Source organism: Neisseria sp. CP9 (assembly GCF_047758525.1).
GTDB lineage: Bacteria > Pseudomonadota > Gammaproteobacteria > Burkholderiales > Neisseriaceae > Neisseria.
In genome coordinates, this window is the sequence record NZ_CP180502.1 from 2,157,029 (window position 1) to 2,182,021 (window position 24,993).

The 24,993-nt window shown below is 51.6% G+C and carries 18 protein-coding genes; 8 read left to right on the forward strand and 10 right to left on the reverse strand.

Annotation, left to right across the window (positions count from 1 at the left end; genetic code table 11):
- Positions 1-237 precede the first annotated feature (237 nt).
- Positions 238-807, reverse strand: a complete 570-nt coding sequence (locus tag ACMYUL_RS10370; RefSeq protein WP_415770390.1) for an RBBP9/YdeN family alpha/beta hydrolase — start codon at positions 805-807, stop codon at positions 238-240.
- 500 nt (positions 808-1,307) lie between these two features.
- On the reverse strand, positions 1,308-2,222 hold the full coding sequence (gene cysD, locus ACMYUL_RS10375; RefSeq protein WP_342030914.1) for a sulfate adenylyltransferase subunit CysD: 915 nt from the start codon (positions 2,220-2,222) through the stop codon (positions 1,308-1,310).
- Positions 2,223-2,493: 271 nt separating this feature from the next.
- On the opposite strand from cysD, the gene cysG reads away from it, so the two are divergent.
- Complete coding sequence (gene cysG / locus ACMYUL_RS10380) at positions 2,494-3,909, forward strand: siroheme synthase CysG (RefSeq protein ID WP_415770392.1); 1,416 nt, start codon at positions 2,494-2,496, stop codon at positions 3,907-3,909.
- Between the two features lie 350 nt (positions 3,910-4,259).
- A complete protein-coding gene (gene hflX / locus ACMYUL_RS10385; RefSeq protein WP_415770394.1) occupies positions 4,260-5,450 on the forward strand; it encodes a GTPase HflX in 1,191 nt (396 codons plus the stop codon).
- A 187-nt stretch (positions 5,451-5,637) separates the two neighbouring features.
- Here the strand turns inward: hflX and ACMYUL_RS10390 are convergent, their stop codons facing one another.
- Positions 5,638-5,763 (reverse strand): hypothetical protein, encoded by a 126-nt coding sequence (locus tag ACMYUL_RS10390; protein ID WP_415770396.1) that lies wholly within the window; start codon positions 5,761-5,763, stop codon positions 5,638-5,640.
- A gap of 419 nt (positions 5,764-6,182) precedes the next feature.
- On the opposite strand from ACMYUL_RS10390, the gene ACMYUL_RS10395 reads away from it, so the two are divergent.
- The 4 genes from ACMYUL_RS10395 to ACMYUL_RS10410 all read left to right on the forward strand — a co-directional run bounded on the left by ACMYUL_RS10395 (position 6,183) and on the right by ACMYUL_RS10410 (position 10,273).
- Positions 6,183-8,654 carry a heavy metal translocating P-type ATPase gene (locus tag ACMYUL_RS10395; protein ID WP_415770398.1) on the forward strand — a complete coding sequence of 824 codons (2,472 nt, stop codon included), beginning with the start codon at positions 6,183-6,185 and terminating at the stop codon, positions 8,652-8,654.
- Positions 8,655-8,803: 149 nt separating this feature from the next.
- Entirely contained in the window at positions 8,804-9,241 is a 438-nt protein-coding gene (locus ACMYUL_RS10400) for a hypothetical protein (protein WP_415770400.1), read from the forward strand.
- Between the two features lie 240 nt (positions 9,242-9,481).
- Positions 9,482-9,880, forward strand: coding sequence for an interleukin (locus tag ACMYUL_RS10405; RefSeq protein ID WP_415770402.1), 399 nt, complete (start codon positions 9,482-9,484; stop codon positions 9,878-9,880).
- 87 nt (positions 9,881-9,967) lie between these two features.
- Positions 9,968-10,273, forward strand: coding sequence for a barstar family protein (locus ACMYUL_RS10410; RefSeq protein ID WP_342030922.1), 306 nt, complete (start codon positions 9,968-9,970; stop codon positions 10,271-10,273).
- 105 nt (positions 10,274-10,378) lie between these two features.
- On the opposite strand, the gene ACMYUL_RS10415 is transcribed toward ACMYUL_RS10410, so the two are convergent.
- The 3 genes from ACMYUL_RS10415 to ribBA form a co-directional block, all read right to left on the reverse strand.
- On the reverse strand, positions 10,379-10,669 hold the full coding sequence (locus ACMYUL_RS10415) for a hypothetical protein (protein WP_415770404.1): 291 nt from the start codon (positions 10,667-10,669) through the stop codon (positions 10,379-10,381).
- A gap of 247 nt (positions 10,670-10,916) precedes the next feature.
- Positions 10,917-12,911: a DNA mismatch repair endonuclease MutL gene (mutL, locus tag ACMYUL_RS10420; RefSeq protein WP_415770406.1), complete on the reverse strand. Its 1,995-nt coding sequence runs from the start codon at positions 12,909-12,911 to the stop codon at positions 10,917-10,919.
- Between the two features lie 97 nt (positions 12,912-13,008).
- Entirely contained in the window at positions 13,009-14,346 is a 1,338-nt protein-coding gene (ribBA, locus tag ACMYUL_RS10425) for a bifunctional 3,4-dihydroxy-2-butanone-4-phosphate synthase/GTP cyclohydrolase II (protein WP_415770408.1), read from the reverse strand.
- 220 nt (positions 14,347-14,566) lie between these two features.
- On the opposite strand from ribBA, the gene ACMYUL_RS10430 reads away from it, so the two are divergent.
- Positions 14,567-15,169 (forward strand): DUF4230 domain-containing protein, encoded by a 603-nt coding sequence (locus tag ACMYUL_RS10430; protein WP_070773395.1) that lies wholly within the window; start codon positions 14,567-14,569, stop codon positions 15,167-15,169.
- Positions 15,170-15,315: 146 nt separating this feature from the next.
- Here ACMYUL_RS10430 and ACMYUL_RS10435 read toward each other — a convergent pair whose 3' ends face one another.
- From ACMYUL_RS10435 to ACMYUL_RS10450, 4 genes are all read right to left on the reverse strand, one after another.
- Positions 15,316-16,413, reverse strand: a complete 1,098-nt coding sequence (locus tag ACMYUL_RS10435; protein ID WP_415770410.1) for a hypothetical protein — start codon at positions 16,411-16,413, stop codon at positions 15,316-15,318.
- Between the two features lie 825 nt (positions 16,414-17,238).
- Entirely contained in the window at positions 17,239-21,135 is a 3,897-nt protein-coding gene (gene purL, locus ACMYUL_RS10440) for a phosphoribosylformylglycinamidine synthase (RefSeq protein ID WP_415770412.1), read from the reverse strand.
- 258 nt (positions 21,136-21,393) lie between these two features.
- Positions 21,394-22,158 (reverse strand): M48 family metallopeptidase, encoded by a 765-nt coding sequence (locus ACMYUL_RS10445; protein ID WP_415770414.1) that lies wholly within the window; start codon positions 22,156-22,158, stop codon positions 21,394-21,396.
- A 112-nt stretch (positions 22,159-22,270) separates the two neighbouring features.
- Positions 22,271-23,164, reverse strand: coding sequence for a serine hydrolase (locus tag ACMYUL_RS10450; protein ID WP_415772952.1), 894 nt, complete (start codon positions 23,162-23,164; stop codon positions 22,271-22,273).
- 368 nt (positions 23,165-23,532) lie between these two features.
- On the opposite strand from ACMYUL_RS10450, the gene clpX reads away from it, so the two are divergent.
- Positions 23,533-24,801 (forward strand): ATP-dependent Clp protease ATP-binding subunit ClpX, encoded by a 1,269-nt coding sequence (clpX, locus tag ACMYUL_RS10455; RefSeq protein ID WP_070514017.1) that lies wholly within the window; start codon positions 23,533-23,535, stop codon positions 24,799-24,801.
- Positions 24,802-24,993 lie beyond the last annotated feature (192 nt).

The window sequence follows — 24,993 nt, forward strand, 5'->3', positions numbered from 1 at the left end:
CTGAAAACAGGTATCAAGTGTTTTCAGACGACCTTTTTGATAGGTAGTGTAATGTGTTTAAGGTGTTTTGACCGAAGGCGGTTGCAGGGCGGTTTTTGGAAAACTTTTTGACCAATCACATACTGGGTTTGAATCAGGAGATGGATTGTATTTGGTTTTATGGGTTTGATTTTATTGGGTTTGTGTTTGGGAGCAAGGATGTGTGATTTGTACGGACGGGCTGTTTGATGCGTTTGGTCAGATTTTGGCTTCCAACATCGGTTTTAGGGCTTCCCAAGCCTGCGGCAGTTCTGTGAAGCCGTCGGATGCCATCAGGTGTCCACCTTGGGCGATGTGGGTGACGGGGCTTTTGAGTTTGTCCGCCATGTCCAGGGTCAGTTCGGGCGGGACGTGGGTGTCGTCGTCGGAGACGATGCAGTGTTTGGGCATTTGGATTTTGCGCAGGAGGTCGAATTCGGGCGCGGCGCCTTTGATGTAGCCGTCGAGGGCGGGCAGCGGGGGCAGAGGTTCGGCGAATCCTGCCGCCAGTACCAAACCGCCGATTTTTTCGGGCTGTTGGCGGCTGAGGAAGTGCAGAAGGGTGATGCAGCCGAGGCTGTGTCCGACTAGAAAGGTGTTTTCGTCGGGTTTGCCGATGAATTGATCAAGGGCAAACTGCCACGAAGAAACCGTCGGACGTTCGGGATTGGGCATCGCCAGCGAGTCGGCTTGGAAACCTGCGGCGCGGACTTGTGCTGCGAGCCAGTCAAACCAGTTGCCGTGCGGATTGCCTTCAAAACCGTGCACGATAAAGACGCGTCGGGGCATGTCGATTACTCCTTTTCAGACGACCTGTCGGGTGTGTCGATTTACTTATTATAACACTCATTGTTTGTTTAAGTTTTATCGTTATCCTTTATACGGGAAATAAACGAGAATCAGGACGGGGCAGTGAAGCTTAAGGCGTAAAGGGGAAGGGCGCGGATTCGGCATCGGGTAAAACGCTCGCTTTGTGCGAGGGAACGCGGCGCGGTTTGGTTAAAGTTCATGTGTGATATAGTGGATTAAATTTAAATCAGGACAAGGCGACGAAGCCGCAGACAGTACAGATAGTACGGAACCGATTCACTTGGTGCTTTAGCACCTTAGAGAATCGTTCTCTTTGAGCTAAGGCGAGGCAACGCCGTACTGGTTTAAAGTTAATCCACTATAAAAATAGTTTTTTTAGATTTGTATTTATAAAAGGTCGTCTGAAATCGGTTTCAGACGACCTTTTATATGGAAACATTCAGATATAAATGTTGCTGCGTGTCCTTCGGATGATTGGTTTAAAAATACCCCGCTTTTTTGCGCTCTTCCATCGCCGCTTCGGACACGCGGTCATCCATGCGCGTGGCGCTGCGTTCGGAAATGGTTGCCGCCGCGGTTTCGGAGATGATGTCTTCGGGCGTGGCGGCGGTGCTGGCTACGGGGCAGGTGCAGGAAATGTCGCCGACGGTGCGGAAGCGCACGTCGCGGATTTGGGAAACTTCGCCTTCGCGTTTCGGCGTCAGCGGGGTAACGGGGACGAGCAGTCCGCCGCGTTCGACGACTTCGCGTTTGTGGCTGTAATAAATCGGCGGCAGCGCGAGGTTTTCGCGGGCGATGTATTGCCAGATGTCGAGTTCCGTCCAGTTTGAAATGGGGAACACGCGCATGTTTTCACCGCTAAAGAGCCGCGTATTGTAGAGCGACCAGAGTTCGGGACGCTGGCTTTTCGGGTCCCATTGTCCGAATTCGTCGCGGAACGAGAAAATCCGCTCTTTCGCCCGCGCTTTTTCCTCATCGCGCCGCGCGCCGCCCATCAGCGCGTCAAAGCCTTGTTCTTCAATGGTTTCCACCAGCGTAACCGCCTGCGCGGCGTTGCGCGAATCGGTTTCGCGGCGTAGGACGACCGTGCCTTTTTTGATGGAATCTTCGACGCTGCCGACCACCAGTTGTACGCCCGTGCGCGCCACGGTTTCATCGCGGAACTGAATCACTTCGGGGTAATTGTGTCCCGTATCGACGTGCAACAGCTTGAACGGCAGCTTGAGCGGGCGGCCTTCGAGTTTGAACGCTTTGACCGCCAGCGCCAGCAAAACGACGGAATCCTTGCCGCCGGAAAACAGCAGCGCGGGATTTTTCGCCTCGGCGACGACTTCGCGGATGATGTAGATAGATTCGGCTTCGAGCCAGTCTAAGTGGTGGTTTTGAATAGACATATTGTTCTCTTTAGCAAAACTCGGATAGGCGGTACTCTAAAGTGGTCGTCTGAAAAACGGAAAGAATGGTTTGTTTGAAGCAAAGATGATTTCGTTATATTGGTGGGATCGTCTGAAAAGGGATTATCGTTTTCAGACGACCTTTTTGCCGCGCGGCAACGGAAACGGCGCATATAACCAAACTCGATAAGATAAGCAAAAACCATTCTTTCCGCCGAAGCCAGCGGGATTCTAAGATGGGCGGCACGATAGTTTAATAAGAGAACACGCCATGAACCATTATCCCCTGTTTGCCGATTTGAACGGCCGCCCCGTCCTGCTGGCGGGTGCGGGCAAAGTGGCGGAGCGCAAAGCCGAAAGCCTGTTGCAGGCGGGGGCTGCGGTCAGGGTTGTCGCCCGCGAACTCAATCCCGTTTTCCAAAAATGGGCGGATGAAGGCAAAATCGAATGGCTGGGCAGCGAATTTCACGAGGACGATTTGGACGACGTGTTTTTTGCCGTTGCCGCCACCGACGATTACGCCTTCAACCGCCGCATTTTCCAAGCGGCGGAGCAGCGGGCGAAGCTCTGCAACACCGTCGATACCGCGGATTTGTGTTCCTTCACCGTCCCCGCCGTCATCGACCGCAGCCCGCTCAAAATCGCCGTCTCCAGCGGCGTGACCGCCCCCGTTTTGGCGCGCAAGTGGCGGCAAATCATCGAAACGCTCATCCCGCTGCATACCGGTCAAATGGCGGCACTCGCAGGTAAATGGCGCAGTGCGGTCAAAGCCAAAATCAAAGGTACGGCAAACCGCCGCCGTTTTTGGGAAAACCTGTTCGACAGCCGTTTTAACGCGCTCGCTGCCCAAGGCAACCTCGACGCCGCCGAAGCAGAGCTTGCCGCGCAGCTGGATGGCTTCGGCGCGGCAAAAGGCGAAGTCGTCCTTGTCGGCGCAGGCCCCGGCGACGCAGGGCTGCTCACCTTGCACGCCTTGCAGGCGATACAGGCGGCAGATGTTGTGTTCCACGATGCCTTAGTTTCAGACGACGTCTTAAGCATGGTGCGCAAAGACGCGGACAAAATCAGCGTCGGCAAACGCGCAGGTTCGCACCACGTCCAACAAGAAGAAACCAACCGCCTCCTGGTCGAATACGCCCGACGCGGTTTGCGCGTCGTCCGGCTCAAAGGCGGCGACCCCTTCGTTTTCGGGCGCGGCGGCGAAGAAGCCCAAGTTTTGCGAGAGGCACACATCCCCTACCGCATCATCCCCGGCATCACCGCCGCACTGGGTGCGACCGCCTACGCAGGCATTCCCCTGACGCACCGCGACTGCGCCCAAAGCGCGCTCTTCGTGACCGGACACAGCAAACACGACGGCCACCAACCCGACTGGCGCACGCTCGCCCTCGACAACCAAACCCTGGTCGTCTATATGGGCACGCTCAAAGCCGCCGAAACCGCCGAAAAACTGATGGCGCACGGACGCAGCGGCGACACACCCGTCGCCATCGTCTCCAACGGCACGCTTCCGCACCAAAGCGTCGTGACGGGTCGTCTGAAAAACCTGTCCGAGCTGGCAGAAAACGCCCCGCGTCCCGCGCTGATCGTCATCGGCGAAGTAGTCTCCCTGCGCGACGAATTGAAATGGTTTCAAGAAAACCCCGCGCAAAGTCGCCTCCACACGATGCACGAACAAGCCGCCTGAAGCGTTGGTTCAAATTATTTAAATAAACAAAAGGTCGTCTGAAAACCGAAATCCGGTTTCAGACGACCTTTCTTGATTATGCTTTCACGGTCGGATGGTGTAAGATGCTGACGCAGCACGCAATCGCGTTCACAAACGCTTCAAACAGAGCGTGCGGCACGCCGAATAAAACAGCGCAGAGAGCGGCCGAGTCATCAGATTGATGGATGCCGCTTTTCAGTTTTTCTATAGTGGATTAACTTTAAACCAGTACGGCGTTGCCTCGCCTTGCCGTACTATCTGTACTGTCTGCGGCTTCGTCGCCTTGTCCTGATTTAAATTTAATCCACTATAAAACGAAAGGATTTTCCTTGTCCAAACGCAACATTTTCCCCGTCGACAAATCTTTGGAGCAACCCGAACGCGTGATGCTGGTCGGGGTGATGTTGAGCGCGGATTATTCGGGCGCGAACGAAGTGCGCGAGCGGACTTTTCAGACGACCTTGGACGAGGCGGCGGAATTGGTCGCGGCGGCGGGCGGCGAGTTGGTGTTGCGGGAAACCGCCAAGCGCGACAAGGCGCATACGGCTTATTTCGTCGGCACGGGCAAGGCGGAGGAGCTGGCGGCGGCGGTGAAGCTGCACGATATCGGCTTGGCGGTGTTCAACCATGAATTGACGCCGACGCAGGAGCGCAATTTAGAAAAAATCCTGCAATGCCGCGTCCTCGACCGTGTGGGTCTGATTTTGGCGATTTTTGCCAAACGCGCCCAATCGCAAGAGGGTAAATTGCAGGTGGAGTTGGCGCAGTTGAACCATTTGAGCGGGCGGCTGGTGCGCGGCTACGGGCATTTGCAGAGCCAGAAGGGCGGTATCGGCCTGAAAGGGCCGGGCGAGACGCAGTTGGAAACAGACCGTCGCTTAATCGGGCAGAAAATCACGGCGTTGAAAAAGCAGTTGGCGCAAGTGAAAAAACAACGTGCCACGCGCCGCAAATCGCGGATGGAAGGTCGTCTGAAAACGTTTGCCATCGTCGGCTATACCAACGCGGGCAAATCCAGCCTGTTCAACCGTCTGACCAAGGCGGACGTGTTGGCGAAAGATCAGCTTTTCGCCACGCTGGATACGACGGCGCGGCGTTTGTTCCTGTCGCACGAGGCGGGTGTGATTCTGACGGATACGGTCGGGTTCGTCCGCGATTTGCCGCACAAGCTGGTGTCGGCGTTTTCGGCGACGCTGGAGGAAACGGCTTTGGCGGATGTGTTGCTGCACGTCGTCGATGCGTCCAATCCCGATTTCGAGCGGCAGATGGACGATGTGAATGTGGTTTTGGAAGAAATCGGCGCGCATGAAGTGCCTCAGCTTGTCGTGTACAACAAAATCGACCTGCTGCCGGAAGGCGTGCGCGAGGCGGGCGTGTTGCGGGATAATTCGGGACGCGCCGTCGGCGTAAATATTTCGGTGACGAAAAGTCTGGGTTTGGACGCTTTGCGCGAAGCGATGATTGAGCGGGTGTTGGAAAACGGCGGCAAGAGGTCGTCTGAAAACTGCGAATCCGAATAAAAACAAGGCGTTTTGACTGCCGTTGTTTCTCAATGGGAAGGGCGGCGGGTCAAATTTCGATTTCGATTATCGTTTGCTGCCGCGTGTTTCAAAAGGTCGTCTGAAAAATAAAGGCCGTTTGGAAAACAAAGATAAATCAGGGAGGGTTTATCTTTATTTCCAAACGGCCGTTTAAAAGGTTTCCCGCTTAGAGGGGGATGAGGCGGCGTTTTTTCAAAACGTTTTCGTAAATCATCCATGCCGCCAAGCTCAGGTAGGCGACGCTGGACAGGATGCCGATAACGGCAAAAATAGGTAGCAGGCGGTCAATCATGATGTTTTCCCGAGTAAGAAGTTAATGGAAATTTTTGTGTAAAAGCGTAATGTTTTGTATTTTTTATCGCACTGTTTGTACGGAATATGCGCATAGTATGCAACTTCCAGTCGGGTAGGTCAACAAAAATGTAGTGCGTTTTTTTAAAAAAGTTCCGTTTTTACATTAAAATAATCGGTAAATTCGCACGATATGCGGTACCAGAGCGTAACCGTTCGTCTGTTGATAAGTGGATAGTTTATTGAAAAATATAAATAAAAGTAATAAAAATATGCAAACTGTTTTAAAATAAACGTTTTGTAAAATATTTTTAAAAATATGCTAAAAAACGACACTTTAACAAAGTTTACATTTTTAAACATTTCAAATCCAAGTTTCAAACGGCAAACCACCTGCCGGCACACCATCAGGCACATATTATGAATCAAACGGAAAGAACCTGTTTCCATTGCGGTCTGGAAGTCCCCGAACACCTCCATTTGACCGTCCGCTACGAAAATGAAGACCATGAAACCTGTTGCGCGGGTTGTCAGGCGGTAGCGCAGAGCATTATTGATGCAGGTTTGGGCAATTATTACAAACAGCGTACCGCCGACGCGGAAAAATCCGAATTGCCGCCGCCGGAAATGTTGTCGCAACTGAAATTGTACGATTTGCCCGAAGTGCAGGCGGATTTTGTCGAGGTCGGGGAAGGGGATGAACGCGAGGCGGTGTTGATGCTGGGCGGCATTACATGTGCGGCGTGCGTATGGTTGATTGAGCAGCAGCTTTTACGGACGGCGGGCGTGGTGCGTGTGGATTTGAATTACAGTACGCACCGCTGCCGCGTGGTCTGGGACGAGGGCAAAATCGCGCTGTCGGACATTCTTTTGAAAATCCGCAAAACAGGTTATACCGCCGCGCCTTACGATGCGCAAAAAGTCGAGGCGCAGGCGCAGAAAGAGCGCAAACAGTTTATCGTCAGGCTGGCGGTGGCGGGTTTGGGCATGATGCAGACGATGATGTTTGCCGTGCCGACTTATCTTTACGGCGGCGACATTGAGCCGCTGTTTTTGGAAATCCTGCACTGGGGCGGCTTTTTGATGGTGCTGCCCGTCGTGTTTTACAGCGCGTTGCCGTTTTACCGCGGCGCGTGGCGCGATTGGAAAAACCGCCGCGTCGGCATGGATACGCCGATTGCGATTGCGGTTGTGATGACCTTTGTCGCGGGCATTTACAGCCTTGCCGTCAATGCGGGGCAGGGGATGTATTTCGAATCCATCGCTATGTTACTGTTTTTCCTGTTGGGTGGGCGGTTTATGGAACAAATCGCAAGGCGCAGGGCAGGGGATGCGGCGGAGCGGCTGGTGAAACTCGTTCCCGCGTTCTGCCACCGCCTTCCGTCTTATCCCGACAGCGAGGAAATTGAAGAAGCGGCGGTTGTACAGCTTCAGGCGGGCGACGTGATCGTCGTCAAACCCGGCGAAGTCATTCCTGTGGACGGCACGGTGTTGTCCGGCGAGAGCGAAGTGGACGAAGCCATGTTGACGGGCGAGAGCCTGCCCGTCGTCAAAAGGTTGTCTGAAAACGTTACCGCAGGCACGCTCAATACGGGCAGCCCGCTTGTTATCCGCACCGACCGCACCGGCAACAACACGCGCTTGTCGCACATCGTCAAACTGCTCGACCGCGCGCTCGCCCAAAAACCGCGCGCCGCCGAGCTTGCCGAGAAATACGCCTCCAGCTTCGTGTTTGGCGAGCTGCTGCTTGCCATCCCCGTTTTCATCGGCTGGGCATGGTATGCCGACGCGCAAACTGCCCTGTGGATTACCGTCGCACTGCTCGTTATCACTTGTCCGTGCGCACTTTCGCTTGCCACGCCGACTGCGCTTGCCGCCTCCACAGGCGCGCTTGCCGACGAAGGCGTGTTAATCAGCGGCAAACAAAGCCTCGAAACGCTCGCCCAAATCGACGATGTCGTGTTCGACAAAACCGGCACGCTGACCAAAGGACAACTTTCCGTCAGCCGCATCATCAACTTAGGTCGTCTGAAAACAGAAGAAGCGCTCGCCGCTGCACAAGCCCTAGAACATCAATCCGAACACCCCATCGCCCGCGCCATCCTGAACCACACGCTTTCAGACGACCCTAATCATGCGCCCGCATACACAGTTTCCCAACGTGTCAACCGCATCGGACAAGGCGTCAGCGCGCAAATGACCTACAAAGACGAAACCCAAGTTTGGGCATTGGGACGCGCCGATTTCGTCGCCGGAATAGCCGGAGTGTTGCCTGACGAAGCCGCCGGCATCCAACACGCAGGCAGCATGGTGTTTCTCGGTAACCAAAGCGGTTTCCAAGCCGTCTTTCTGCTCGAAGACCAAATCAAAGATAGCGCCGCCGCCATGCTCGACATCCTCAAACAACAAGGCATCCGCACGCACCTACTCAGCGGCGACCGTACAAATGCCGTCGCACAAGTTGCGCAGGCACTCGGTTTGGACACCTACCGCGCCGAAGCCACGCCCGAAGACAAACTCGCCTACGTTGAAGACTTGCAGAAACAGGGCAGAAAAGTTTTGATGGTCGGCGACGGCATCAACGACGCCCCCGTCCTCGCCCAAGCCGACGTATCCGCCGCCGTCGCAGCAGGCGCCGATGTCGCACGCGACGGCGCCGATCTGGTCTTGCTCAACGACGATTTGAACATCCTACCCGCCACCATCGCCCAAGCCCGCCGCACACGCGAAATCATCCGCCAAAACCTCGCCTGGGCAAGCGCATACAACATCATCGCAGTCCCGCTCGCTGTCTTGGGTTACGTCAAACCCTGGATCGCCGCATTGGGCATGAGCCTCAGCTCCCTGTTTGTCGTGGGCAATGCGTTGAGGCTGTTGAAGAAAAGGAAATAGGTGGTTTCAGAAGGGCAGGGTCGTCTGAAAAAACGGATTTTGGGTTTTCAGACGACGTTTTCATTTGGTTTTTTAAAAGATGGATTGAGTGGTAGTTTTTTCGTGGGCAAAGCCCACGCCTAAAGTAAATTAGCTCCTAGGATGTAACAATGAAGCAAGAAATCAATACATTTTACGTGCTTAATTTATTAAGTATTATCGATGGTGAAATCCTTGAAAGCGCACATGTAGATATATCCAAATATGTCGGTTTAGACATATCTACAGAAAAAGGGCAGAAGGTTATTATTAATGAATTATTAAAGCCGGAGATGCTTAATTTTTCCATAGGAAATCAAGAGAAAATACGAATAAGCATGTTGTATTGTATTGAAAATTATGATGAAATAAAATTGGAAAATATTCTAAATTTTTATAGTGGGTCAGTTTTTTTGATGCCTAGTAATAGTATTACCTATAAAGAAATACTAGAAATTTTTTATACAGGGGTATTTTTCAAAAATATAAATAATGAAGAATTAAATAATTTTACTTTTTTTGAAAATGATGCTCCCGAGTGCTGGAATTTATTTGATAAGCAGCAGTAGGTCGAGTTTTAACCCATGAGACCATTTTACTGTTGATTGAATTCAGGGGAGAGGTCGTCTGAAACCTTTGATTTAATAGCAGATTGGGGTGAAAATTGAATATTGTAGAATGTTCAAGGTTCTTGTTGATGCTTAACTCAGCCTACGCTTGCTAAAAGTGGAAATATTGATGGTAAGGGAATTTGAGCGGCGAGATGTTTCGAATAGATGATAAATTTATGAAATAAAAGGAGTGTTTTTATGTATTTAAGGTTTACGATTACGATTTTTGGTGATAATTTTAAGCCTAGTAAAATGATTAATAAACTTGAGACTTCTCTTGAAGTTACTAGTTATTTTGATGCTGGAGAAGAAGATGACATTGGGGAAATAAATGATTATGGATGTCTGGAATTAAACCACAAAAATGAATTTTCAAAAGAATATTGGGATAGTGAATATGAACAGGAATTCGTAGATTTTTTTAGCAAAAATTATCAATTACTAAGATTAAATAATGCTGATGATTTTAGAATTTTTATTGAAGCTTTCTATTCAGATCAATGCAATTTTGAAATTTTCAATAGCGAATTATTAGCAGAGTTAGCAAAATACAAAGTTAGCCTACCAATAAGTGTTTATGATTGTGATAATGATTGATATCATAATTTGTAACATGTGCATTAACCATTCGCATAACTCAACAGGGTATTATGAATATGAAGCATTTTTAGAGGTAATATTGCAATGAATAATACTCTTGTTGTAGATATTAATTTGGGAAGCTTAGGAACATCAAGCAGTTTTTTAAAAATTATGAGTGAGAAGTTATACTTTCCAGATTATTTTGGATTTAATTACGATGCGCTAGATGAATGTATGCAGGATTTAAGTTGGTTGCCCGAAGAAAAAATAATTATAAATTTCAAATTTATAGAAAGGCTGAAAAGAAATAATGAATCTTTATACAATATAATATATGACTGCCTTGTTATGTATCAAGAATATTGGCAAAAAACTCAGTATAAGAAACAAGTTATATTGAATTTTTGAATACAATTATATAAATTAATGATGAAGGTAGTTTTTGAGCGATATGTAGAGTTGAAAATTAAATATTGTAGAATATTCAGAGATTTTTCTGGGGCTTGATATAATTTACGTTTGCTCAGGTTCTGCAGACTCAATCCCATGATTTTCTTTGAACAGTCTCAAATAATGAAAGAAACAGTCAAACTCATCCCGATTTTCAAATTTGGCAATCTGTTCAATCAGACCACGCCATGTATGGGTGGTTTGAAGAAAATCAAACTGCTCAATTAGCCAGTAATAAAATTTTTCTCTAAAAATATCATCTTTTTCACTGGGTATAGCATTTAGTCCTTCACATAGATAATATCCTGTTATAAAACTTTCTAAAATTTTTATATTTTTTTCGCTCAAATACATAAATGGTCTTTTTTCGACATATGCCAATAAATCTAAACAATTCATTTAAAATATTCCCATTGTTGGTAGTAGGCTAGATTGAAAATCGAACATTACAGAAAGATCAGAGCCTTTGTTGGGTCTTGACCCAACCTACGCTTGCTGCCAAATTTTCCAAAATGTTGTTGGGTTTTGTAACCTAGTTTACTTAAAAGGTCGTCTGAAAACCTGAATCCGTTTTCAGACGACCTTTTGTTTTCCATCGGCTTTATTGTCCGCGTAAAAACAGTGCGTCCAGTTCTTTCAGCGTCAGTTTTACCCAGGTCGGGCGGCCGTGGTTGCATTGGTTGCTGCGCGGGGTGTTTTCCATGTCGCGCAGGAGGGCGTTCATTTCGGGCAGGGTGAGCTGGCGGCCGGCGCGGACGGAGCCGTGGCAGGACATGGTGGCGAGGATGTGGTTTTCGTGTTCTTCTATGGTTTGGCTGCTGCCGACTTGGGCGAGTTCGCCCAATACGTCCTTGGCGAGCGAGACGACATCGGCTTTGCCGAGCATGGCGGGGACGGCGCGGACGGCGAGGGTGTTGCCGCCCATGTCGGACAATTCCAGCCCGAAGCCTGCCAGTGCGTCGGCGTGGTCGGCGAGGGCGGCGCATTCTTCGTGGGACGCGGCGAAGGTAACGGGAATGAGCAGGCGTTGGCTTTGCAGGTTGCCGTTTTCCTGCCGCTGGCGTTTCATTTTTTCGTAGTTGACGCGTTCGGCGGCGGCGTGCATGTCAATGAGCAGCAGGCTGTCTTCGGCTTGGGCGAGGATGTAGATGCCTAATAATTGGGCGATGGCGAAGCCGAGCGGTGGCAGTTCGGGTTTGGGGTCGTCTGAAAAGCTGCGTGCGGGGTTTTCAGACGACGTGGCGGATGTGCTGCCGAAGCGGGCTTGTTCGAATTGTGCCAACTCTATGTCTGCTTCATCGGCTGCGGTGTTTTTGAAGAGTTCGGCGTAGGTGTTGAGGGCGGCGCGGCTTTCGCGCAGGGACAGGCTGCGTTGCTGCGGCGCGCGTGCTGCCTGATAGGGCATGGGGGCGGTTTTGCCTGAACTGAAGGCGTTGCGCGGTTCGGAGGCGTGTGTGTTTGGTGCGGCGGCGAAAATGTTCTCAGACGACGCGGTCGGGGTAGGGCGAAACTCGCTATGCTCGTTTTCAGACGACGTTGCTGAGGGACGGATGCCTGTGATTTCGTGCAACACTTCGCCTGCGTTGCCGACGCTTTCGGTCAAGTCGGCGCGGGTGTCGGCGAGGGCTTTGTTGAGGGTGTGGAACACGAGTTGGTGCACCTGCTGGCTGTCGCGGAAGCGGATTTCGGTTTTGGTGGGGTGGACGTTGACGTCCACGGCTTCGGGCGGCAAGTCGAGGAAGAGGACGAAGGCGGGGGTGAGGGCGTTGTGCAATACGTCGCGGTATGCCTGTTTGACGGCGTGGAGCATGACTTTGTCGCGCACGAAGCGGTGGTTGACGAAGCAGTATTGTTTGTCGGTTTTGCCTTTGGCGAAGGTGGGTTTGGCGATGGCGCCGTAGAGCCGCAGCGCGCCGTTGCCGCTGTCGATTTCTAAGGATGCCGCCTGAAAGTCTTCGCCGACGATGGCGGCTATGCGTTCGTGCAGGCTTTGGGCGGGGAATTTGAACACTTGTTTGCCGTCGCGTTTGAGCGAGAAGGCGATGTGCGGATGCGCCAGTGCGAGGCGTTCGAGCATGGTGGCGCAGTGGGCGTATTCGGTGTTTTCGGATTTGAGGAACTTGCGCCGCGCGGGAGTGTTGAAGAAGAGTTCGGCGGCTTCGATGGTGGTGCCGACGGGGTGGGCGGCGGCGGTGGGGCTGCTGAGTTTGCCGTCTTCGGCTTTGACTTGGGTCGCATGCGTGCTGCCGTCTTGGCGGCTGGTCAGGGTCAGGCGGCTGACGGAGGCGATGCTTGCCAAGCCTTCGCCGCGAAAGCCCATGCTGGCGACGTGTTCCAAATCGTTTAAGGTTTTGATTTTGCTGGTGGCATGGCGGTGGAGCGCAAGCTCGATGTCGTCGGGGTGGATACCGCCGCCGTTGTCGCTGACGCGAATGAGGCGGATGCCGCCGCCCGCCAGCTCGACTTCAATCGCCGTCGCGCCTGCATCTATGCTGTTTTCGACGATTTCTTTCAAGGCGTTGGCGGGGCGTTCGACCACTTCACCGGCGGCGATTTGGTTGACGAGGTGGTCGGGCAGGGCGGCGATTCGGGACATGGGTTTCTTCCGTTTTCAAACTGGCGGGTATTATAGCAAAAGGTCGTCTGAAAACCGGAATCGGGATTTCAGACGACCTTTTGATCAGACGGGCGGTTTATTTGTTTTCTGCTTCTTCAAAACCGACGACTTCCAAGCCGAAGCCGGTCAGGCCGGTGAAGGCGGAAGGCTGGCCTAACACACGCAGTTTGCCGACGTTGAGGCCGGCGAGGATTTGCGCGCCGATGCCGTAGCTTTTGCTGTCCCATTTGTAGGCTTGGTTTGCGCCTTTGGGGAGGGTGCGGTCGAGCAGGGTGGCGCCGTCTTCGGTGCGGTGCAGGAGGATGACGACGCCGCTGTCGGCTTGCTGGATGCGCTCAAGGGCTTTGGGCAGCGACCAGGAATGGCGCGGATTGGCTTGGATGAAATCCATGACACTGAAGGGTTCGTGAACGCGGACGAGGGTTTCGGTGTCGGCGGAGGGTTTGCCTTTGACGAGGGCAAGGTGGGTTTCGCCGGAAAGCTTGTCAACGTAAACGTGTTGCTGGAACTCGCCCCACGGGGTTTGCACAGGCGAATCGCCCATGTCTTCGAGCAGGCTTTCGGTGCGGCTGCGGTATTCGATGAGGTCGGTAATCGTACCGATTTTGAGGTCGTGTTCTTCGGCGAACTTCATTAGTTCGGGCATACGCGCCATGGTGCCGTCGTCGTTGATGATTTCGCAGATGACGGCGGCGGGGATGAGTCCGTTCATTTGCGCCAAATCGACGCCGGCTTCGGTGTGTCCGGCGCGTACTAGGACGCCGCCTTTTTGCGCGCGCAGGGGGAAGATATGGCCGGGTTGGACGATGTCTTCGGGTTTGGCGGTTGGTGATACGGCGGTTTGGATGGTCAGGGCGCGGTCGGCGGCGGAGATGCCGGTAGTGATGCCTTGCGCCGCTTCGATGGAAACGGTGAAGTTGGTGCCGTATTGTGCGCCGTTTTTCTGGGTCATCATGGGCAGGCCGAGCCGCTCGACCATGCTGCCTTCCATCGGCAGGCAAACCAGTCCGCGTGCGTGTTTGATCATGAAGTTGATGGCTTCGGGGGTAACGAACTGCGCCGCCATCAGTAAATCGCCTTCGTTTTCGCGGTCTTCCGCGTCGGTGATGATGACCATTTTGCCGGCTTTGATGTCGGCGAGGATTTCGGGGATGGAGGAAATGTGGGGCATGGTGCGTCTTTCTTGATGGTCGGGTTGGGCTGATGCGTGTTCTTGATCCAGCCACATGGCGGGCATTTGCGCCGCCTGTTCGATTTTGCGGGCTTTTTTCTCGCCGAAGGATTTGTTTTTCAGAAGGGCGGACAATTCGCCTTGGTTGATGGCGATGGCTTCGGCAAAACGGGTTTGCTGGCCGCCGTATTTGTCCGCTATCCATTGCCGCAGATTGCGGCGGCGCAGGTCGGTGGTGTTCATGATGTGTTGTGTGGCTGAAAGAATGTAGGCGATTGTAGTCTTGTCTTTACCAAAAGGCAAACTATGTGTGATGGTGGTTTTTTATTACTTTTTGGTAATGTTTCGACAGAAGGTCGTCTGAAAAACAAAAATTGGTTTTTCAGACGACCTTTGCTTGAAATCTGAACATTTGAAAGAATATGGGCGTTAAGTTTAACGCAATAGAAAAGGGTTTAACCTGATGAAAATGGTTTACCGACTGATTTTAATATCTATTTTTTGTGCAGTCGCAGCGGCGGGCGGTTGGTTCTATGCCCAACACCGCAACGACAACGCCCATGAAGCGATTTCGCGCGAAGGCGTTTTGATGCAGATTAAGCAGATGAACCGCTTGGAAAGTACGGCTTTTTACATCGACACCATCATCCGCACGGAGAAAAAAGGCGACTGGCGCAGATTGTGGCAGGATTCGCAAAGCGGCCTGTTTATCGTGCGCGGCAAAGTGTTGGCGGGTTTGGATTTGGACAAACTTCACGCCGACAACGTCAATATCGTGGACGGAAAAGTCCTCATCAGCCTGCCGCCCGTAGAAATCCTCAGCGTCGATTTGGAAAATATCGAGGTGTACGACATCCAAACCGGCTCGTTTAACCTTTTACCGGTGGATAAGGCAGTGTTCAAAACCGTGCAGGACGAAGCTAAAAAACAAGTTCTCGCCAGCGCGTGCAAAGCCCAAATTTTGGATCACGCCAACCGCCAAGCACAAACGCAGCTTGAAAACCTGTTTGCCTTGACGCAGACGCAGGTATCGGTTTATCCGGCGGCTGTGGGGCAGTGTAAATAGCGGCAGCGCAAAACAAGGCTTAAGAGCCGAGTACAAACAAGGTCGTCTGAAAACGAAAGTAGCGGGTTCGCCAAATCGTTTTCAGACGACCTTTTGTTTAGCGTCGATATGCTTTACATCAAGCACGCGTTTACCTCATCCAAGTGTTAAAGATAGTCATCGATATTCGGGCTTCTGCCGAACACGGCTTCATGCGCCTGACTGATGGTCAGCCGGTTGAACATCAGCCGCTGGGTTTGGTCACCGTCGATAATCCTTACCCTGCCTTCCAATTTCGGCGCGTCGTGGTGGAAAGTATTTTTAAACGCAAGCCAGCGGTCGGTTTGCAGGTGGACGACGGCAAACATATCGTGCGAAATATTCACGCCGACGCTGATGAGTTTCGGTGAAGCCTGAAGGCAGAAACTGCTGTCGCCAAAGAGGCACAGCCCCTCGTTTTCAGCATAGCGGAACAGCTCGATTTTCACCGCATCGGGTTCGGCGAATATGGTGCAAAACAGCCGCTCAAACAGCGACGGCTGCGCCACGCCTTCGCTCAACATGCCGTAAAGCCCTGCCAGCCAATCGACATAGCCGAGAAACGAAAAACGGTAGTTCTGCATAATGGCTTCGATGCGGCTCGGATCGCGCTTGCTGATCAGGCGCACAAACTCAAACCCGACCTCCGGCAGTCGCGCCCGAACCGCCTCATGCAGACGGTGGGCAAACAGGTTTTTATGGTTGTGCGGATTGCGCAGGATGCCGAGGAATTTCAGCCGCAATATCCGCCACAATGCTTCGGGAACTTTGACCGTATCGGTTTCGCCCGTTTTCAGACGACCTTCGGGCAGCGTGCGCAGATGGTTGCAGGCTTCTTCGTAGCCGCTTTCGTGGCGGTTGAACCAGCTTTCCAAATTGTACTGGTTGGCGGTGTTTTCGACGAAAGTCAGCGTGTAGAGGTTTTTCGCCGCCAGATTGCCGATAATGTTGACACTCGCCGCCGCACCGCGATTTTCGTTCCCGCCGCGAACCTTGTCGCCGGAACGGGAGCGTAGGGCGGCAGCCGGTTCGCGGAACATGGACAAAGGCAGCTTATAGACATTCTGATTCTGCGGGCTGACCTGCGGATTATGCGCGTGCTGCCGCTGCTCGGTCTGGGCGATATAGTGATGTTCCTTGGTCGGATTCGCCGTCAACAGCGCATAAGGCTTTTCGCCGCATTCGGAAAATTCGCAATCACTGAGGATAAAGGCTTGTCGGGTCATAGTGTCGTGAGAGGCCGTCTGAATGTGCCGATTATAGTGGATAGGGAATTAAGGGGGATTATACGGAATGATGGCGGCGAGTTTGGTCTTTATACGCAAAAGGATGCAAAAAGGTCGTCTGAAAACAAATGAGACCTTTGCAAAAAAGACTTTCCCTCAGTAGCCGAAATCCACACACAGGTTTTTGACTGTTTCCATCCCCAATCTCCCCTAATTCTACTCAAATATAGCCTTAACCCTCCCCAGATACCCAATAATCAGGCATTCGAGCTGCCTTTTAGGCAACAACAGACACACTTAGCCTGTTAGCGGCTTTCAACAAGTTCAGACATATCGTCTTTAGATGGCTTTAAAATATAATAGGTATTGTCTCAATTATTCTTTATTAATTTTAGGTATTTTTATAGTTTATCTAGCTTATGTTTTTTAATAAATTTTATATAGGTCAGCAAAATTAATATAATTAGAATATCAAAAATAATAAAAATAGATAATATTTGAGTTATATCATAGGTTGTGATTAGTATGTCTTCGGCGGTATTCATCATTTCTATCTTATATTTAATTGTTAAATAAATATTTAAAATATAAGCTATTTGATAAATCAGAACTACTGAAACGGAAATTTTTATTAATATCTTGCCTAAGGTGCCCATTTTAATTTTCTATTTATTTTTTATTCATAAATGAAATGTTGTGCGGTAATCAATGCGGAAAAGAGTAGTAAGAAGGCATAAAGGTCGTCTGAAACAGGTTGGAGCGAAGTCCGATATACCTATTTTCAGACGACCTTTTCTTTAAAGCCGAATCAAATCAGCCTGCCGGTTAACCCAACGCCTTCCTTGCTCCGGCGAAGAGGCGGTACCAGCCGGACAGTTCCGTCCAGTCTTCCGGTTTCCAGCTCATTTGCGCGGCGCGGTACACGCGTTCGGGGTGGGGCATCATGATGGTAACGCGGCCGTCGGCATTGGTCACGCCGGCAATGCCTTGCGGCGAGCCGTTGGGGTTGAGCGGGTAGGTTTGGGTAACTTGGTTTTGTCCGTCGACGTATTGCAGCGCGATGCCGAGGCCGTCTGAAATTTTGCCGCCGTGAAGCGCGAAGTCGGCGCGGCCTTCGCCGTGGCTGACGACGACGGGCAGGCTGGAGCCTTGCATTTCGTTCAGGATCAGGGAAGCTGATTTGGGGACGTGAACCATGCTCAGGCGCGCTTCGAACTGTTCGCTCAGGTTGCGCTTGAACTTCGGCCAGCCTGCCGTGCCGGGGATGATTTCGGCGAGGTTGCTGACCATTTGGCAGCCGTTGCACACGCCCAATGTCAGCGTGTTCGGGTCGGTGAAGAAGGCGGCGAACTGGTCGCGTAAGGCGGGGTGGAACAGGATGGATTTCGCCCAGCCTTCGCCCGCGCCGAGTACGTCGCCGTAGCTGAAGCCGCCGCACGCCGCCAGCATTTTGAAGTCGGCAAGGTGGACGCGGCCTGCCATCAGGTCGGACATATGCACGTCGTAGGCATCGAATCCGGCGCGGGTGAAGGCGGCGGCCATTTCGATTTGTCCGTTCACACCCTGTTCACGCAGGACGGCGATTTTGGGTTTCGCGCCGCTGTTGACGAAAGGCGCGGCGATGTCTTCGTTCACATCAAACTTCACGTCGGCAAACAATGCGCTGCGTTCGTTGTCGCCAATCAGGGCGAACTCGCTGTCGGCGCAGGCGGGGTTGTCGCGCAGGCGTTGGATGGCGTGGCTGGTTTCCTGCCATGCGCGTTGCAGGTCGGCGCGGGTTTGTTCCAACACGATGCCTGCCTGATTGCGGATAACGATTTTTTCGTCAGAACCGATGGTGGCAACGGTATGCAAGGGCAGCGCTGCCGCTTTGAACAAGGCTTCTGCTGCCGCAACATCTTGTTTGGCAATTTGAATCACTGCGCCCAGTTCTTCATTGAACAATGCGCGGATGCTGGCTTCGTTGACGTCGGCTTGGTTGGCAACCAGTGAAGTCAAATCCACATTCAGCCCGCAGCGCCCCGCAAACGCCATTTCCACCAGCGTCGCAAACAAACCACCGTCGCTGCGGTTGTGATATGCCAAGAGTTTGTCTTCGGCAACAAGCTGCTGAATCACACCGTAAAAGTCTTTCAGACGACCTGTATCGTCCAAATCGGGCGCATCGCCGCTCATATTGTTGTAAACCTGACCGAACGCCGAGCCGCCCATACGCGCTTTGCCGAAGCCCAAATCGACAAACAACAATACGCTGTCTTCGACGTTTTTCAACTCGGGCGTAACGGTTTTACGAACGTCTTTGACAGGTGCGAACGCGGAAATAATCAGGCTCAACGGCGAAACGACAGATTTTTTCTCTTCGCCGTCCTGCCAAACGGTTTTCATCGACAGGCTGTCTTTGCCCACGGGGATGCTCAAATCCAATGCCTGACAGGCTTTGGAAACCGCTTCGACGGTGCGGTAGAGTTTTTCGTCTTCGCCCTCGTTGCCGCACGCCGCCATCCAGTTGGCGGAGAGTTTGATATTGCCGATGTCGCCGATGTTGACCGCCGCGATGTTGGTGATGGCTTCGCCGACGCACATTCTGCCCGAAGCAGGCGCGTCAAACAGGGCTACGGTCGGTTTTTCGCCCATGCTCATCGCTTCGCCGCGATAGGTGTTGAAGCCCATCATGGTAACGGCGCAGTCGGCTACGGGGGTTTGGTATTTGCCGACCATTTGGTCGCGGTGGGTCATGCCGCCGACGCTGCGGTCGCCGATGGTAATCAGGAAGTTTTTGGCGGCTACGGTAGGCAGGCGCAAAACGCGGTAGGCGGCTTCGGTAATGTCGATATCGCCGGCGTTAAACGGTTTTTCAGACGACCTCACGGTTTGGTCGCTGCGTGTGGTTTTGGGCGGTTTGCCGAGCAAGACGTTCAGCGGCAAATCGACGGGATTGTTGGAGAACAAATCGTCGCGCACTTTCAAATGGCCGTCGTCAGTCGCCGTGCCGACCACGGCAAACGGGCAGCGTTCGCGTTCGCAGATGGCGCGGAAGGTGTCCAAATCTTTTTCTAAAATCGACAACACATAACGCTCTTGCGATTCGTTGCACCAGATTTGCAGCGGGTTGAGTCCGTGTTCTTCCAGCGGCACTTCGCGCAGCTTGAATACCGCGCCGCGTCCGGCATCGTTAACGAGTTCGGGGAAGGCGTTGGACAGGCCGCCCGCGCCAACGTCGTGGATGGAGATAATCGGGTTTTGGTCGCCAAGCTGCCAGCAACGGTCGATCACTTCCTGCGCGCGGCGTTCGATTTCGGGGTTGCCGCGTTGTACGGAGTTGAAGTCCAAAGACGCGTCGTTCGTGCCGGTGTTCATTGAAGAAGCTGCACCGCCGCCCAAGCCGATAAGCATACCCGGGCCGCCCAGTTGGATCAGCAACGCGCCTTCGGGGATTGCGTCTTTATGCGTCTGCTGCGCCTGAATGCTGCCCAAGCCGCCGGCAATCATAATCGGTTTGTGGTAGCCGCGAACCTGACCGTCGAACTTCTCTTCAAAAGTGCGGAAGTAGCCCAAGAGGTTCGGGCGGCCGAATTCGTTGTTGAACGCCGCGCCGCCAATGGGACCTTCAATCATGATGTCCAGCGGCGAGGAAATGTGTTCCGGCTTGCCGTAATCTTGTTCCCACGGCTGTTTGAGGTCGGGGATGTTGAGGTTGGAGACGGTAAAGCCGGTCAAGCCCGCTTTCGGGCGCGAACCTTTGCCCGTTGCGCCTTCGTCGCGGATTTCGCCGCCCGCACCCGTCGCCGCGCCCGCAAACGGCGCGATGGCGGTCGGGTGGTTGTGCGTTTCCACTTTCATGATGATGTGCGTGTCTTCCTCGTGGAAACGGTAACCTTGGTTTTCCGCCGCATTCGGATAGAAACGCTCGATTTTCGCGCCTTCAATCACGGACGAATTGTCTTTATAGGCGACGACCGTGCCTTCGGGATGCGCGTTGTGCGTATCGCGTATCATGCCGAAGAGGGATTTCGGTTGTTTTTCGCCATTGAGGATGAAATCGGCGTTGAAGATTTTGTGGCGGCAGTGTTCGCTGTTTGCCTGCGCGAACATCATCAGTTCAACGTCGGACGGATTGCGCTGCAAAGCCTGATAGTTTTCAACCAGATAATCGATTTCGTCGGCGGAGAGTGCCAAACCCATTTCGGTATTGGCTTTGACCAAAGCCTCTTTACCGCCGCCCAAAACATCGACGGTGGAGAAGGTTTCGGATTCGAGATGGTGGAATAATTTGGAGGCCGTCTGAAAATCGGGCAGCACGGATTCGGTCATGCGATCGTGCAGCAACGCCGCCCATTGCTGTTTCTGTTCATCATTCAGACGACCTTCCAGCCACACCGCCATGCCGCGTTCGATGCGCTCTATTCCTTCCAAACCGCAGTTTTCCGCGATATTGGTCGCTTTGGAAGCCCACGGCGAAATCGTACCCAAACGGGGCGTTACCAAAAATAAATGCAAGCCCTCGCGCGCTTCGGGCGTTTCTTTAACGCTTTGCGCCGCCAACAAGGCTTGCAGTTTTTCGACAGTCGCGGCATCCAGTGCTTTCTCGCTGCCGACAAAATACCAAAATTCACTTTTCAGTTTCACTTCGGGCAGGCCGAGTGCGGCCGCTTTTTGCAAGAGTTTTTCAACACGGAAATCGGAAAGGGCGGTAACGCCGCGCAAGGGCAAAACAACAGACATGATTCAGCTCACAAATGCGGTTGGGAAAGGCTGTATTATACGCCGAATGGGTCTGGGTTGCTTGGTAATTTGGGTTAAAATGTTGACAATTTTTCAGACGACCTTTGTCACGAGGGGAGGAAGGGTCGTCTGAAAAATTTTGATTGAAGTTTGTGCAATAATTTGATTTAAATTAATTTAAAGTGAATTTAAAGCAAGGAATTGCAGCTTGGTTTGGAAAATTCCGATATTGGTTTACGGAAAGTTTCTCCAAAAAATTTATCGTTTATTCTTTTGATAAATCGGCATGAGTTCAGGCAGCATTCTGCGAATGGCATTGATGCGTGTCTGATTGGTCGGATGGGTGGACAAAATCGCGATGGACGAGCTGCCTTCGAGTTTGCTCATCTTTTCCCAAACGCTGATGGCTGCTTCGGGATTGTAACCTGCCTGAGCCATCAAACGTACGCCGCCTGCGTCCGCTTCGCTCTCCTGATGGCGCGAAAATGGTTTGGAAGCAAGTAAATCCGTACCCAAGCCGACAATATTGGCATCAACTCCGGACGCGCCCGCCAAAATAGAACCGCCCAATCCGGTCAATACTTGGCCGCCGATGGCTTTTTTGCCATGCTCAAGCAGGGCATGGGTCATTTCGTGGCCGATAACGGCGGCGATTTCGTCATCCGTCAATTTCAAACGATCGACCATGCCGGTATACATCGCCATTTTGCCGCCCGGCATTGCCCAAGCGTTCAATTCATTGCCACGGAAAACATTCATCTGCCAGTTGAAAGGTACGCCGGTTTGGTTGGCTTGATTGGCATGGGGTTTCAGACGCTCAAATACGGTTTTGATACGGCGCGAAGTCTGGGAAGTGTTGTCCAAAACGCGTTGCGATTGCGCTTGTTGTACTACTTGCGAATAGTTTTTGGCGGCAGTTTCGTTGAGTGATGCCGTATCGTATCCCACCATATCGGCAACGGAAGTACAGCCGGTCAAGGCTAAAATGGCTACCAACTGTATCAATTGTTTTTTGTTCGGCATTTGCATCTCCTAATATTGTTAAAATCAAGATTCTTCAACCGAATTGCATGAAGTTTTTCTGCTTATCATATAAAAAATGCCGCCTGATTTTCAGACGGCATAATAAGTGTTTTTAAGAGCGGCGCTGCGACATCCAAGATTCGATCTTACGCGCGTCGTTTACGCGTGTTGTCGAAGTTGGCGAGTTCAACAATACGATGGTAATCGGTTGGTTTTGAACATTTGCCTTAACCACCATCGAGCGTCCTGCTTCGCGGATATAACCGGTTTTCTGAAGCTCGATATTCCAGCTGCCTTCGCGGACGAGGGCGTTGGAGTTTTTATAGTTTTGGCGACCATTTGCCGTCCAAACCGAGCCGTAGTTGGAGGTTGAGTTTTTCCGGATAAGCGGATATTTGCTTGCCGCGGCGACCATTCGGTTCAAATCGTTGGCGGTTGATACGTTTTGGAAATTCAGACCGGTAGGTTCGTAGAAACGGCTGTTGTGCATGCCCAAGCTTTGCGCTTTGGCATTCATGGCAGCAACAAATGCCGACATACCGCCCGGATAGGTGCGGCCCAGCGCGTGCGTTGCGCGGTTTTCACTGCTCATCAGGCTCAGGTGCAGCAATTCGCCGCGCGTCAGCGTCGTACCGACGGCAAGGCGGCTGCCTGTACCTTTCAGGCGGTCGATTTCATCGGCAGTAATGGTAATGCGCTCGTTCATATCCAAACGCGCATCCAAGACGACCATCGCGCTCATCAGTTTGGAAATAGACGCAATCGGCATCACGCGGTCTGCGTTTTTCTGATACAGGATTTCGCCTGTTTTGTTGTTAAAAATCAGGGCGGACTGAGATGTCAAAAGCGGCCCCGCCATCATTGCCTGAGCCTCGATTTTTTGTGCATGGCTTAATGCGAAAGCTTCCATCGGGTCATTTTGGGTTGGAAAATTTTGTTCCAAAAATTGACCCAAAACGTCCATATCGTCTGCAGCGGCAGGGGCGGCGACAACCGTCAAAGCCATACCCAAACAGGCTGCACTCAGTGTTTTATAAAATTTCATAACCGACATACTTCAACCAGTAGAATTTAAGACAATTGAATTATTAAAGGAGATATTTTGCTTAAAATACAACAAAATGTAAAGTTTAATATGGCTTTTTTGCGTTTGTTTGCATCTTTTTCCCAAATTGGAAACAATCTTAAGGATGGGAAATTGTGACGTGTTGCCATGCGTCGGAGGGTCGTCTGAAAACCTTACGCCAAACAGCTTGCCATACGGTATTTGATAAACCTTAAGATACTGATTATACTTACCGACTTTGCCGAAAACCGTTCCCGCAACATTCGGATAACGGTTTGCCGATATTGCTTGAAAACAGAAGATAAATTATGACTGAAGAAAAACGCTCCTGCTCGTTTTGCGGAAAATCCGAGCATGAAGTCAAAAACCTGATTGAAGGCGAAAACGCTTTTATCTGTAACGAATGTGTAGAAACTTGCGGCGTGATGCTGCAAAGTTCAGACGACCTCTCCGCAGAGAAATCTGCAACGGATGCGTCCCATCCGAACAACAAGCTGCCTACGCCTGCCGAAATCGTCGCCAACCTCAACGACCACGTTATCGGTCAGGAACAAGCCAAGAAAGCATTGGCGGTGTCGGTGTACAACCATTACAAACGCCTGCGCCACCCCAAAGCCAACGGCAATGTCGAGTTGTCGAAATCCAACATCCTGCTTATCGGTCCGACTGGTTCGGGTAAAACGCTGTTGGCGCAGTCTTTGGCGCGCAAACTGGACGTGCCGTTCGTCATGGCGGATGCGACTACGCTGACCGAGGCGGGTTATGTCGGTGAAGACGTTGAGCAAATTATTACCAAGCTTTTGGGTAAATGTGATTTTGATGTCGAAAAAGCCCAACGCGGTATCGTCTATATCGACGAAATCGATAAAATCTCGCGCAAAAGCGACAACCCGTCGATTACCCGCGACGTATCCGGCGAAGGCGTGCAACAAGCCTTGCTGAAACTGATTGAAGGTACGGTTGCCAGCGTTCCGCCCCAAGGCGGCCGCAAACATCCGAATCAGGAATTTATCAACGTCGATACGACCAATATCCTGTTTATCTGCGGCGGCGCGTTTGCAGGTTTGGAAAAAGTGATCCGTCAGCGTACAGAAAAAGGCGGTATCGGTTTCGGTGCGTCCGTTCACAGCAAAGACGAAAATGCCGACATTACCGGATTGTTTGAAATCGTTGAGCCTGAAGACTTGATTAAATTCGGTCTGATTCCCGAGTTGATCGGTCGTTTGCCCGTTATCGCCACGTTGGCGGAATTGGACGAAGACGCATTGGTCAACATTTTGACCGAGCCGAAAAATGCTTTGGTGAAACAATATCAAACCTTGTTCGGCATGGAAAATGTCGAATTGGAATTTGAAGAAGAAGCCTTGCGCAGCATCGCCCGTCAGGCAATGGAACGTAAAACCGGGGCGCGCGGTCTGCGCTCCATCGTTGAACGCTGCCTGTTGGATACCATGTATCAACTGCCTGATTTGAAAGGCGTAACCAAAGTTGTCATCGGTAAAAACGTCATAGAGAAAGGCGAACAGCCCAAGCTCTTGCGCGAAGACGGAAGCGAATATCAGGCAAACGCCCGGTAAAAGAACGAACCGGTCATTCCGATAAAACATAAAAGGTCGTCTGAAACCCTGTTTTCAGACGACCTTTTCGTATTTTTCAAGATAATTCGTTTCAATAGCAAACACCTATTACATCCGATAACATAAATATTCCAATTTTTGCCAAACTGGTCTATGATACCCAAAAGAATTGTTTACAATTCTTTGATTGCA